The sequence below is a fragment of the Mycobacterium sp. E3339 genome (assembly GCF_001666915.1).
In the GTDB taxonomy this organism is placed as follows: domain Bacteria; phylum Actinomycetota; class Actinomycetes; order Mycobacteriales; family Mycobacteriaceae; genus Mycobacterium.
In genome coordinates this window covers 33,739-46,691 of the sequence record NZ_LZIZ01000247.1, presented here as the reverse complement: position 1 = coordinate 46,691, position 12,953 = coordinate 33,739, and the positions used below count along the sequence as shown (strand labels likewise).

Sequence of the window (12,953 nt, the reverse complement as noted above, 5' to 3'; positions counted from 1 at the left end):
CACCATTGATCGGTGTCCGCCGAACTGAGCCAGAGCATGGGGCCGGCGGCTCTGCTGTCCGGGGCTGACATCGACGGCGCGGCCAAGCGCATCGCCGCGGTCGTCACGCCGACGCCGCTGCAGTTGAGCGATCGGCTGTCGGCGATCACCGGCGCGAACGTCTACCTCAAGCGGGAAGACCTGCAGGTGGTGCGCTCCTACAAGCTGCGGGGGGCCTACAACCTGCTGGTGCAGCTGTCCGACGAGGAGCTGGCGGCCGGGGTGGTGTGCTCGTCGGCGGGCAATCACGCGCAGGGCTTCGCCTACGCGTGCCGGACCCTGGGCGTGCACGGCCGGGTCTACGTGCCCGCCAAGACCCCCCAGCAAAAACGCGACCGGATTCGCTACCACGGCGGGGAGTTCATCGAGCTGATCGTGGGCGGAACGAGCTACGACCTGGCCGCCGAGGCCGCGCTGGCCGACGTCGAACGCACCGGCGCCACGCTGGTGCCGCCGTACGACGACCTGCGCACCATCGCCGGCCAGGGCACCATCGCCGTCGAACTGCTCGATCAGCTGGACAGGCTCGGCGCGGGGGAGCCCGACCTGGTGGTGGTCCCGGTCGGCGGCGGCGGCTGCATCGCGGGCATCACCACCTACCTGGCCGAGCGGACGGCGAACACGTCGGTGCTGGGCGTCGAACCGGCCGGCGCCGCGGCGATGATGGCCGCGCTGGCGGCCGGCGAGCCGGTGGAGCTGGACCACGTCGACCAGTTCGTCGACGGCGCCGCGGTGCGGCGCGCGGGCACGCTGACCTACGCCGCGCTGGCGGCGGCCGGCGACATGGTGTCGATCACGGCGACCGACGAGGGCGCGGTCTGCACCGCGATGCTGGACCTCTATCAGAACGAGGGCATCATCGCCGAGCCCGCGGGCGCACTGTCGGTCGCGGGGCTGCTGGAAGCGGACATCGAGCCCGGTTCCACCGTGGTGTGCCTCATCTCGGGCGGCAACAACGACGTGTCGCGCTACGGCGAGGTGCTCGAACGCTCGCTGGTGCACCTGGGCCTCAAGCACTACTTCCTGGTGGACTTCCCGCAGGAGCCCGGCGCGCTGCGCCGGTTCCTCGACGAGGTGCTGGGCCCCGACGACGACATCACCCTGTTCGAGTACATCAAGCGGAACAACCGCGAGACCGGCGAGGCGCTGGTCGGCATCCAGCTGGCGTCCTCGGCCGACCTGGACGGCCTGCTGGCCCGGATGCGCGCGACCGAACTCCACGTCGAACGCCTGGAACCCGGGTCGCCGGCCTACCGCTACCTGCTGTTCTAGACGCCGGGCCGCGCTGCATGGACCAGCAGTATGGACCCGGCGCGGGCGGGTTCGGTCTGGTCGGCGCCGGCATCACCGTTTTCCTTGTCCTGCTTGCGTGGCTGGCGATTGGGGTTGCCCGGCGCGGGCCCCCGTTCCGGACGCTCATGGGAAGGGTGTCGGAAACGCTGACCTGGGCCCGTGACCGGATCGGCGACCGGGGGTGGTCGCTGGCGCGTCGGTGGCCCGAGAGCGAGGTCGCCGGTGCCGCGCTGCTGCTCGGGATGGTCGTGGTCGTCGCGCTCGCGGTCGGCTTCAGCGAGGTGCTCGAGTACGTGCTCGAGGGCGACGGCATCGCCGGAATCGACCAGCCGGTGACCCGCTGGCTCGCGGCCCACCGCGAGCTGTGGCTGACCGCCGCCCTGCGGGCGGTCACGATCGCGGGCGGACCGCTATTCCTGACTGCGGTCGCGTTCCCGATTTCCGTTGCCGCGGGTTACCGGTGCCGGTCATGGCGGCCCGTGCTGCTCGCCCTGGTTGGCGGCGGTGTGGTTCCGCTGGTGCTGTTCATCGCCAAGGCCCTGGTAGGCCGAAAACGTCCGCCCCTGCCGTTCGCCCTCGTCGACGCGGACGGGTATTCGTTCCCGTCCGGGCACGCCACCGGCACCGCCGCGATCATGGTGATCTCCGCGTGGATGCTGACCCGCTGGCTGATCCTGCGGTGGGCCGGGCGGGTGATCGTGTGGACCGTCGCGATCGGCTCGGCGTTCCTGATCGGGTTCTCGCGGGTGTATCTGGGAGTCCATTACGTCAGCGACGTGCTCTCCGGCTGGATGCTGGGCCTGGCCTGGGCCGGCACCGTCATCCTCGTCGGAACCTGGTGGGACGACAGCCTGCGCGTTGCCGCCGTGAGGCTCAGGCCCGGCGCTCCCTGAGGTATCCCGGCACCGGCAGCGCCGGGGCGAGGTCCGCGGCCGGCACCGGCGCCCCGGCCGTCACGCTCAGCGGCACCACTCCCGCCCAGTAGGGCAACGCGCAATCCTCCGGATCGTCGTCCGGGCCGCCGGCGCGCACCTTGGCCGACACCTCCAGCAGGTCCAGCGCGAGCATCCCGGTGGCGGCCAGCTCGCGCGGATCGGGGGGCCGGCAGTCGGCGGCGCGCCCGGGCGCGATGTGGTCCAGCAGGCCCGCCAGCGCCCGCGATTTCTCGCCCGCGTCGTCGACGACGCGCGCGGCGCCCAGCGCGACCACCGAGCGGAAGTTCACCGAGTGGTGCATGGCGGCGCGCGCCAGCACCAGCCCGTCGACCAGGGTGACCGTGACGCACACGGGCAGGCCCGACGGGGCCGCCCTGGCGGCGAGCAGGGGACCCCCGCCGGTCGAACCGTGCAGGTAGAGCGTCTCGCCGAGGCGGACGTGGGTGGTCGGCAGGACCACCGGGCGGCCGGCGCTGAGGTAGCCCAGGTGGCAGATCGGCGACTCGTCCAGGATCCGGTGCACGGTCTCGCGGTCGTAGCGGGCGCGCTCCCGGTAGCGGGTGGGCGTCGTGCGCGGAGTCGGCTGGTATCCGGTGTCCATTGCGTATGCCTTTGTTCTAGTACATAATTAATTGCGTGCCAGTACAAAACAGCATAACCGGAACGGGCGCGGAGTCCATAGCGGCCAGCATCGAAGAGGCGGTCTCGACCGGCGCGCTGGCGCCCGGTGACGCCCTGCCGCCCGTCCGGGAACTGGCCGCCCAGCTCGGCGTCAACGCCAACACCGCGGCGGCGGCCTACCGCCTGCTGCGCCATCGAGGGGCCGTGGAAACGGCCGGTCGCCGCGGCACCCGGGTGCGGCACCGCCCGGCGACCACCCCCCGGTCGCTGCTCGGGCTCGACGTCCCCGCCGGGGTGCGCGACCTGTCGACCGGCAATCCCAACCCCGCCCTGTTGCCCCTGGCGGGCGCCACGCTGCCCGCGCCGGTGGTCGGCCGCCCGGTGCTGTACGGGCAGCCGGCCATGTCGGCGGCGTTGGTCGAGTTCGCCCGGGCGGCGCTGTCCGCCGATGGCGTTGCGGCCGAACACCTCGCGGTGACCAGCGGGGCGCTCGACGGCCTCGAGCGCGTCCTGACCGCCCATCTGCGTCCCGGCGATCGGGTCGCAGTCGAGGATCCGGGCTGGGGGAACGTGTTCGATCTCCTTGCCGCCCTAGGGCTTTCGGCCGAGCCGGTCCGGGTCGACGACGATGGACCGCTGCCGGCCGACCTGGCGGCGGCGCTGGACCGCGGTGTGCGCGGGCTCATCGTCACCACGCGCGCCCAAAACCCCACGGGCGCTGCGCTATCCGCCGAGCGCGCCGACGCACTCCGGCAACTGCTGGCGCGCCGGGGCGGTGACGTGCTGCTCATCGAAGACGATCACTGCGCCGGCATCTCCGGCGCGCCGTTGCACACCCTGGCCGGTGCGACCCGGCATTGGGCGTTCGTGCGGTCCGCGTCCAAGGCGTACGGGCCCGACCTGCGGGTGGCCGTCCTCGCCGGCGACCACCGCACCGTCGAGCGCGTGCACGGGCGGCTGCGGCTCGGGCCGGGCTGGGTGAGCCACCTGCTGCAGGACCTGGCCGTCAGCCTGTGGTCGGACGGGGCGGCCGCGCGCCTGATCGCCATGGCCGAGCGGCAATACGCCGACACCCGCCGGGGGCTATCCGCCGCCTTGGCCGAGCGTGGCGTCGCCGCGCACGGCAGGTCCGGGCTCAACGTGTGGATCCCCGTGCCCGACGAGACCGTCGCGATCACCCGGCTGTTGCGCGCGGGCTGGGCCGCGGCACCCGGCACCCGATTCCGGATCGGCACGCCGCCGGGCATCCGCGTCACCATCGCGGACCTGACCGCCGGCGAGATCGGCCCCCTGGCCGACGCGATCGCCGAGGCAGTGCACAGCGCGGGCCGCCCCAGCGTCTAGATCAGGCCCCTTCGGGGCCACCCAGGCCGGGACCGGTCCACAACAGCGCGACGCTGCGGTCCCGCGGCGCCTCGTCGACCACGACGAGCGGAGCCGGCACCGGCTTCTTCTTCCTCAGCAGGCCGATCAACCGGCCGAACGCGAATTGAGTCATGGCCGAATCATCGGCGGTGGCTCGCCCCGCCGCTCACCGTTATCCACAGCGCAGGATGGCGACCGACTGGCCTTCCAGCACCGCGCCGTCGGCCTCGACCGCGGGCTCGCCCCACGCCAGGATCACGTCTCCGGCGACGGGCACCCGAACCGGTTCGGCGCCGAGGTTGCACACGATGCGCAGCCCGCCGCGGGACACGCTGATCCAGCGCTGTTCCTCGTCGTAGTCGACCGCGAGCCGCTCCAGCCAGGGGTCGGCCAGGTCGGGGTCGCCGTGGCGCAGCGCGATCAGGTCGCGGTAGAACCGGTGCAGCCGGCCGTGTTCGCCGGCGTCGACCTCGTCCCAATCGAGTTTCGAGCGCGCAAACGTCTGCGGGTCCTGCGGGTCGGGGATGTCGTCGGCGTCCCAGCCGTGTTCGGCGAACTCGGCCTTGCGCCCCTGGGCGGTGGCCTGGGCCAGCTCCGGCTCCGGGTGGGAGCTGAAGAACTGAAACGGCGTGGACGCCCCGTACTCCTCGCCCATGAAAAGCATTGCGGTGAAGGGCGTCCCGAGCGCCAGCGCGGCCTTGATCGCCAGCTGTCCGCCGGTCAGGTTCTGCGACGGGCGGTCACCGAGGGCACGGTTACCCACCTGGTCATGGGTGCAGGTGTACGCGACCAGGCGGGTGCCCGGGATTCCCGAGAACTCGGTGGTGTCCAACGGCCGGCCGTGCCGGCGGTGCCGGAACGACGAATAGGTGGCGGCGTGAAAGTAGCCGTGGCGCAGGGTCTGGGCCAGGGTGGCCAGGCTGCCGAAATCGGCGTAGTAGCCCTGGCGTTCGCCGGACACCGCCGTATGGATGGCGTGGTGGATGTCGTCGGCCCATTGCGCCGTCAGGCCGTAGCCGCCGCGGTCCCGCGGGCTGATCAGCCGCGGGTCGTTGAGATCGCTCTCGGCGATCAGCGACAGCGGGCGCCCCAATTGCTGTGCAAGCCAATCCGTTTCGGTCGCAAGCTCCTCGAGGATGTGGATGGCGGTGGTATCCACCAGCGCGTGCACCGCGTCCAGTCGCAGCCCGTCGGCGTGAAAGTCGCGCATCCAGCGCAGCGCGCAGCCGATGATGTAGCGGCGCACCTCGTCGGAATAGGCGTCGGCGATGTTGATGCCCTCGCCCCACGGGTTGCTGGCCGACGACAGGTAGGGCCCGAACTTGGGCAGGTAATTGCCCGACGGTCCGAGGTGGTTGAACACCGCGTCGATCAACACGCCCAGCCCGCGCGCGTGGCAGGCGTCGACGAAGGCGACCAGGCCGTCGGGGCCGCCGTAGGGTTCGTGCACGCTGTACCACAGCACCCCGTCGTAGCCCCAGCCATGCGTTCCGGCAAAGGAATTCACCGGCATCAGCTCGACGAAGTCGACGCCCAGGTCCACCAGGTAGTCCAGCTTCTCGATGGCGGCGTCGAAGGTGCCGGCGCTGGTGAAGGTGCCCAGGTGCATCTCGTAGATCACCGCGCCCTCGACCGGCCGGCCCTTCCAGTCGCCGTCGGTCCAAGTCGCGCCTGCCGGGTCCCACAGCTGGGAGCGGGCGTGCACGCCGTCGGGCTGGCGGGCGGAGCGCGGGTCGGGCAGCACGGTCGGGTCGTCGTCGAGCAGGAAGCCGTAGCGGGCGTCCGGGGCGGCGTCGACGGACGCGTGCCACCAGCCGTCGTCGGAGCGGGTCATCGGGTACACGCCGCCCTCGACGTCGAGCCGAACCGACTCCGGTTTGGGCGCCCACACCCGGAATTCAGTCATGATGGCGCTCCAGCAGCGCGACGGGCAGCTCGGCGAACAACTGGGCCGCCGCCGTCGGCCCGTCCGCGATGACCCCGCTGAGCGCGTCCTTCCAGGTGCCCTCGGGCAACGCCAGAACGGTGTTGCCCCAGCCGCTTTCGGTCAGGCGCACGGTCCACCGGGTCACCGCGACCACGACGTCGGAGCCCCGGCGGAAGGCCAGCACGTGATCGCCGGCGTCGCCGTTGGCCAGCACGGGGACGTAGTCGCCGCGCAGGAAGCTGTCCGGGTGGGCGCGTCGCACCTGCAGCGCCGTGGTGACGACCCGGATCTTGGGATGCTCGAGCGCCTTCAGCGCGGCGCGCCGGGCGGCGTAGTCGACGGCCCTGCGGTTGTCCGGGTCGACCAGGCTGTCGTCCCACAGCTCGGTGCCTTGGTAGACGTCCGGTATCCCGGGAACGGTCAGCGCGAGCAGCTTCTGGCCCAGGGCGTCACTGGCGGCGTGCGGATTGAGCTGGCCGACCAACTCGGTCAGCTGGCCGGCCAGCGGGCCGTCGAACACGCCGTCCAGCCACCTGTGCACCGCGTCCTCGAACTCGGTGTTCGGCTCGTTCCACGAGGTGTGCCAGGCCGCCTCCCGGATGGCCTTCTCGGCGTAGGCGTGCAGCCGCTCGCGCAGCTCGTCGGTGATTTCGCCGCTGACCGGCCACACGCCGAAGATGTTCTGCCACAGGAACTGTCCGGTCGCGGGGTCGGGGGACGGTGCGGCGACCTCCCAGCGGGCGAGGAACTCCGTCCACAGCGACGGGACCTGGGAGAGCACCCCGATCCGGGCCCGGACGTCCTCGCCGCGTTTGGTGTCGTGGGTGGTCAGCGTCGTCATCGTGTGCGGCCACAGCCGGGCGCGGGCCGCGGAGCTGTGGTGGAACTCGGCCGCGCCGACACCGAAACGGTGCGGTTCGCCGCCCACCTCGTTGAGCGACACCAGCCGCGCGTCGCGGTAGAAGTAGCAGTCCTCCACCGACTTGGCGGTGACGGCACCGCAGAGCTGCTGCAGCCGGGTTGCCGGTTCGCCGCCGCGGGCCAACGCCGCGGCGAGCACCTGCAGGGCGGGCCCCAATTCCGGTGACTGCGTTTGCGTTTCGGCCAGTGCGGTGGGCATGACCGCCGCCAGGCCGGGGTAGTCGCTGCGGTACACACCGATGTGGGTGAGCAGCGCGGCCACCGCTTCCGGCAGTTGCGGGTGATCGGTTCCGGCGGCCGCGACGATGCTGCGGCGCAGCCGGCGCAGTTCGCTTGCCAGCGTGTCGGTCGTCGCGCGGATCTTCAATTCCGCCAACATCTTCGGGGTCGCGGCGTAGTCCACTCCCGCCGACTCCACGAGCGCGGTCAGCGCCGGTGCGCCGTTCGGGTCGACGAAGACACCGCCGATCTCGCGGAGCACGTCGTAGCCGGTGGTGCCCCCGATGGGCAGCGTGGGTTCGAGCGCCTCGTCGACCGCGAGGATCTTCTCGATGACGATCCAGGTCTGCGGGCCAACCGATTCCCGCAACCACGCCAGGTAGCCGCAGGGATCCGACAAGCCGTCCGGGTGGTCGATGCGCACGCCGTCGACGAGCCCGTCGGCCGCCCAGCGGGCGACCTCGGCGTGGGTGGCGTCGAACACGGCGCGGTCCTCCTGGCGCAGCCCGGCCAGGGAGGTGATCGAGAAGAAGCGCCGGTAGCCGCACACGCCGTTGCGCCAGCCCACCAGCCGGTAGTGCTGGCGGTCGTGCACCTCCGGTCCGGAGCCTTCGCCGGTGCCGGGGGCGATGGGCAGCGCGAGGTCGCCCAGCCGCAGCAGGTCGCCGTCGACCTTGAGATCGGCGGCGTCGTCGTCGGAACCCAGGATCGGCAACACGATGCGGCCGTCCTCGTCGAGCTCCCAGTCGATGTCGAAATACGTTGCGTACTGCGACGATCGGCCATGCCGCAGGACGTCCCACCACCAGGCGTTCTGTTGGGGCTGGTCGACTCCGACGTGATTGGGCACGATGTCGACGATCAGCCCGATGCCCCGTTCGCGCGCGGCCGCCGAGAGCCGGGCCAACCCGTCGCGGCCGCCGAGTTCGGGGGAGACCGTGGTGGGGTCGGTGACGTCGTAGCCGTGGTTGGAGCCGGTGGCCGCGGTCATGATCGGGGATAGGTAAACGTGGGAGACCCCGAGTTCGTCCAGGTAGTCCAGCAGGTTTTCGGCGTCGGCGAAGGTGAACGCGAACCCGCTGGCCTCACCGCGCAGCTGCAACCGGTAGGTCGAGAGTATCGGAAAAGGCATGCGTCACATGGTCTTACGTAAGACCAGAAGGGAGCGCCCGGGCAGCGAGACCTTCTCTTCGGCGTTCACCTGCTGGTCGGCGTCACCCGCCGGGTGATTGGTGTCCAGTTCCACGGTCCACTCCTGCGCATAGTCGTCGTTCGGCATCACGAACTCAACCGGTTCCTCACCGGCGTTGAAGCACAACAGGAATGAGTCGTCGACCACCCGTTCACCGCGTGCGTTGGGTGCGGTGATGGCCTCGCCGTTGAGGAACACCGCCACACACTTGTGAATGCTTTCGCCCCAGTCCTCGTGCGTCATCTCCCGGCTGCTCGGGTTCAGCCAGGCGATGTCGCGGACCTCTTCGCCGGTTCGGATCGGCTCGCCCTCGAAGAACCGGCGCCGGCGGAACACCGGATGGTTTTTGCGCAGCGCGGTGACCTTGCGCGCGAAGGCCAGCAGGTCGGCATTCTTGTCAACCAATGACCAATCCATCCAAGACAATTCGGAGTCCTGGCAGTACACGTTGTTGTTGCCGTTCTGGGTGCGGCCCAGCTCGTCGCCGTGCGCGATCATCGGCGTGCCCTGGCTAAGCATCAGGGTCGCCCAGAAGTTGCGCATCTGGCGCCGGCGCAGCGCCATGATCTCCGGGTCGTCGGTCGGTCCCTCGACGCCGCAGTTCCACGAGCGGTTGTGGCTTTCGCCGTCCCGGTTGTCCTCGCCGTTGGCCAGGTTGTGCTTTTCGTTGTAGGAAACCAGGTCATTCAGCGTGAACCCGTCGTGGGCGGTGACGAAGTTGATGCTGGCGCTGGGACGCCGGCCGGTCGCCTCATACAGGTCCGACGACCCGGTCAGCCGGGAAGCGAATTCGCCCAGGGTTGCGGGCTCGCCCCGCCAGTAGTCACGCACAGTATCGCGATACTTCCCGTTCCACTCCGTCCACAAACCCGGGAAATTGCCGACTTGATAGCCGCCCTCGCCCACGTCCCACGGCTCGGCGATCAATTTCACCTGGCTGACGATCGGATCCTGCTGCACCAGGTCGAAAAAGGCGCTCAGCCGGTCGACGTCGTGCAGCTCGCGGGCCAGCGTGGCGGCCAGGTCGAATCGGAACCCGTCGACGTGCATCTCGGTCACCCAGTAGCGCAGCGAGTCCATGATCAGCTGCAGCACGTGCGGGTGGCGGGCGTTGAGGCTGTTGCCGGTACCGGTGTAGTCCTTGTAGAGCCGCAGGTCGGTGTCCACCAGTCGGTAGTACGCGGCGTTGTCGATGCCGCGGAAGTTGATCGTCGGACCGAGGTGGTTGCCTTCTGCGGTGTGGTTGTAGACCACATCGAGGATGACCTCGATGCCGGCCTCATGAAAGGTGCGCACCATCCACTTGAACTCTTGGACGCTCGCCTTGCGGTTGGCCGCGTACTGATTGTGCGGGGCGAAGAAACCGAATGTGTTGTAACCCCAGTAGTTTCGCAAGCCCAGGTCGAGAAGTCGCGAATCGTGCATGAACTGGTGCACCGGCATGAGCTCGATCGCCGTGACGTTCAGCGATTTGAGATGATCGATGACCAAGGGATGGGCCAGGCCGGCGTAGGTGCCGCGGAGTTCCTCGGGGATGCCCGGGTGGGTCCGGGTCATGCCCTTCACGTGGGCCTCGTAGATCACCGTCTCGTGGTACGGGGTGAGCGGCGACCGGTCCGAGCCCCAGTCGAAGAAGGGATTGCTCACCACGCTGGTCATGGTGTGGCCCAGCGAGTCGACCATCGGCGGCGTCCCGGGGTCGGCGTTGTCGCCGTCGGGGCCGACGGCCTTCAGGTCGTAGGAGAACAACGCCTGGCCGAAGGTGAAGTCGCCGTGAAAGGCCTTGCCGTACGGGTCGAGCAGCAGCTTGCTCGGGTCGCACCGGTGGCCGGCGGCCGGGTCGAACGGCCCGTACACGCGGAAGCCGTAGCGCTGGCCCGGGGTGATGTTGGGCAGATAGGCATGCCAGACAAAGCCGTCGACCTCATCGAGGGGAATCCGCGTCTGGCCCCCCGCGTCGTCGATCAGACACAACTCGACCTTCTCGGCTATCTCGGAGAACAACGAGAAGTTGGTCCCCGCGCCGTCATAGGAGGCGCCCAGCGGGTAGGGGTTGCCCGGCCAGACGGTGGCCAGTCTCGGCTGTTGGTTGCCAGCTACGCCTGTTTCTGAAGCGTGATCGTTGGTCGGCACCATCTGACCTTATCCGCGCTCGGCGGCGCGGGGCGCGTCACCACCAACCGGTATTGGCCGCGATCTGGCGGCCCAATTCGCCCACCATGGTCCGCACGTACGTGGGGGTGAGGTGATGGGCTCCGTGGTAGATCAGCACGTTTCCTTCGACGGGGCGGCACACGTCGGCACGGCAGATCGCGTCCGACATGTCGAGGACCTTCAGCAGCGGGAACTGGGTGACGAAGTCCAGCGTCTGATTGCGGTCGGACAACACGTCGGATCGCTTGATCGCGCACGACTGGGGATTGCCTTGCTTCTTGGCCAGGCAGTCCGCCGGGTCGAATGGCTGGCCGTTCTTCACCAGCCATGGGGTGTCGCGCATGCCGAGGATCGGAATGTTGTTGTCGGAGAAGCGTTGCCAGATTCCGATGTAGGTGGCCGGCATCACGTCGCCGGACTTGATGTTCCACGGCCGCGTGGTCGTGGTGAACACGTAATCGGGGCGGTCGGCGATGACCTTCGCCATGGTCTGTTCCACCCACTGCCGGCACTGCGGGTAGGCGGCGTTGTTGCCCATGATCAACGGGACTTCCTCGGTGGACAGCGGGCAGCCCATCTTGAGGTATGTCACGACCTTGAAGTGGTGCATCCTGCCCAGCAGCTCCAGCGCGGGCAGCCAGTGTTCGGCGTGCGAGCCGCCCGCCAGCGCGATGGTGCGTTCGGCGGCGACGTCGCCGTAGGTGCACACCACCACCGCCGGGTTGACGAAGTCGCTGATGCAACCGTCGCGGGTGGAGGTCGGCAGGTCCTCCTTGACCTCCAGGACGCTGGGCCGCATCGGCAACGCTGGCACCCGCAGCCGTTCGGTCAGGGCGCGCGCCCCGGGGTAGTCCTGCGGATTGAGCACGCTGAGTTCCTTGCCCGCGGCCCGCAGCACCGTGACGTGCTGACGCCAGGTGAACGACGTGGCGGTCAGCGTGACCCCGAGCAGCACGATGGCGGTGCCCAGCGCCACCGTGGGCCGGGGCAGGCGCGCCAGCCACGCGGGCGCGGGCGCCGGTGACCGCCCGGCCGTGCGGTACCGCAGGGGATCCTCGACGAGCCGGGTGGTCAGGTGCGCCAGCAGGCCCGAGACCAGTAGCACCGCCGCGCCCTCGACGAAGCCGGCGTGCCGGTGTCCGGTGAACGACAGCCAGAAGATCAGCAGCGGCCAGTGCCACAGGTACAGCGAGTACGCCATGGCGCCCAGCGCCACCAGCGGCGGGGCCGCCAGCAGCCGGTTCGGCAGCGGTAACCGGCCGCCGGCGGGGGCGCCCCGCAGGTTGGCCCCGGCGAGGATCATCAGCATGGTGGCCCCGACGGGGACCAGCGCCCACGGGCCCGGAAACTCATTCACGCCGTCGATCAGCGCCCCGCATGACACGATCGCGGCCAGCGCGACGGTGGCCACCACCGTGCGTACCCACATCGGCCACCGGATGGCCGGCACGAGCGCACCGACCAGCGCGCCGAGCAGCAGCTCCCAGCCGCGCGCGAAGCTGTTGTAGTAGGCGGCGGCCTGGTCGTCCTGATGCGCCACGATCGCGTAGACGAACGAGGCCACCGTCAGCGCGGTCAGCAGCACCAGGAACAAGGTGCGCAGGTGCTTGCCCAACGGGCGCCGGAACAGGTACGCGCACCCCGCGATCACCAGCAGGAAGCCGACGTAGAACTGGCCCTGCACCGACATCGACCAGATGTGCTGCAGCGGGCTGACGGATTCACCCGCGCGCAGGTAGTCCGACGCGGTGTTGGCCAGCTCCCAGTTCTGGTAGTAGCCGAGGCTGGCGAGGCTCTGGTCCGCGAACGTCTCCCAGCGGGTCTCCGGCTGCACCAGGATCGTCAGGACGGCGCAGCCCGCCAGCACCACGACCAGGGCGGGGACCAGGCGGCGGACGAGCCGGGTGAGCTCCGCCACCGGCGACAGGGTGACCGCCGGGTTCAGCGCCGCGCGAATGATCTTGCCGCCGAAGAAGAATCCCGACAGCGCCAGGAACACGTCGACCCCGCCGGAGACCCGGCCGAACCAGATATGGAACACCGCGACCAAGGCGATCGCGATGCCCCGCAGGCCGTCGAGGTCGTAGCGGTAGAACCCCTCGCCACGCGCTCCCTTCGCGACCGGTTCCGCGGTCGCGACCGGTGTGCAAGGCGGTGACAGGGTCGGCATGGTTACCAGTTAATTTACCGAAAACCGCCACCCGCTCCCGATTAGGAGCAGGTGGCGGCGTTAGGGAGTCCCGGGCGGCGCCGGGAATTTACCGGGTGGTGCCGGCGGCCGGGGGCA

Annotated in this window: 9 protein-coding genes; 3 read left to right on the top strand and 6 right to left on the bottom strand. The window is 69.9% G+C overall.

Annotated elements, in window-relative coordinates; translation table 11 throughout:
- Positions 1-12: 12 nt before the first annotated feature.
- Together ilvA and A5702_RS23515 are read left to right on the top strand one after the other, a co-directional pair.
- On the top strand, positions 13-1,311 hold the full coding sequence (gene ilvA, locus A5702_RS23520; RefSeq protein ID WP_068224289.1) for a threonine ammonia-lyase: 1,299 nt from the start codon (positions 13-15) through the stop codon (positions 1,309-1,311).
- 17 nt (positions 1,312-1,328) lie between these two features.
- Complete coding sequence (locus A5702_RS23515) at positions 1,329-2,225, top strand: phosphatase PAP2 family protein (protein WP_068224286.1); 897 nt, start codon at positions 1,329-1,331, stop codon at positions 2,223-2,225.
- On the opposite strand, the gene A5702_RS23510 is transcribed toward A5702_RS23515, so the two are convergent.
- Entirely contained in the window at positions 2,206-2,868 is a 663-nt protein-coding gene (locus A5702_RS23510; protein WP_068224284.1) for a pyridoxamine 5'-phosphate oxidase family protein, read from the bottom strand. The two genes, A5702_RS23515 and A5702_RS23510, sit on opposite strands and share 20 nt — an antisense overlap.
- Positions 2,869-2,903: 35 nt before the next feature.
- Here A5702_RS23510 and A5702_RS23505 point away from each other — a divergent pair, with 35 nt between their 5' ends.
- A complete protein-coding gene (locus A5702_RS23505; protein ID WP_068224282.1) occupies positions 2,904-4,232 on the top strand; it encodes an aminotransferase class I/II-fold pyridoxal phosphate-dependent enzyme in 1,329 nt (442 codons plus the stop codon).
- A 1-nt stretch (position 4,233) separates the two neighbouring features.
- Here A5702_RS23505 and A5702_RS26540 read toward each other — a convergent pair whose 3' ends face one another.
- Genes A5702_RS26540 through A5702_RS23485 form a run of 5 tightly spaced genes read right to left on the bottom strand, consistent with a single transcriptional unit; the run spans position 4,234 to position 12,836 of the window.
- A complete protein-coding gene (locus A5702_RS26540; protein WP_156349622.1) occupies positions 4,234-4,386 on the bottom strand; it encodes a hypothetical protein in 153 nt (50 codons plus the stop codon).
- Positions 4,387-4,425: 39 nt separating this feature from the next.
- Positions 4,426-6,159: a malto-oligosyltrehalose trehalohydrolase gene (treZ, locus tag A5702_RS23500; protein ID WP_067814885.1), complete on the bottom strand. Its 1,734-nt coding sequence runs from the start codon at positions 6,157-6,159 to the stop codon at positions 4,426-4,428.
- Complete coding sequence (gene treY / locus A5702_RS23495) at positions 6,152-8,452, bottom strand: malto-oligosyltrehalose synthase (RefSeq protein WP_068224280.1); 2,301 nt, start codon at positions 8,450-8,452, stop codon at positions 6,152-6,154. The genes treZ and treY overlap by 8 nt, the downstream gene beginning before the upstream one ends.
- A gap of 3 nt (positions 8,453-8,455) precedes the next feature.
- The gene (gene glgX, locus A5702_RS23490) at positions 8,456-10,648 is read right to left on the bottom strand and encodes a glycogen debranching protein GlgX (protein ID WP_055405860.1); all 2,193 of its coding nucleotides are present in this window, start codon (positions 10,646-10,648) and stop codon (positions 8,456-8,458) included.
- Positions 10,649-10,682: 34 nt separating this feature from the next.
- The gene (locus tag A5702_RS23485) at positions 10,683-12,836 is read right to left on the bottom strand and encodes an acyltransferase family protein (RefSeq protein WP_068224277.1); all 2,154 of its coding nucleotides are present in this window, start codon (positions 12,834-12,836) and stop codon (positions 10,683-10,685) included.
- Positions 12,837-12,953 lie beyond the last annotated feature (117 nt).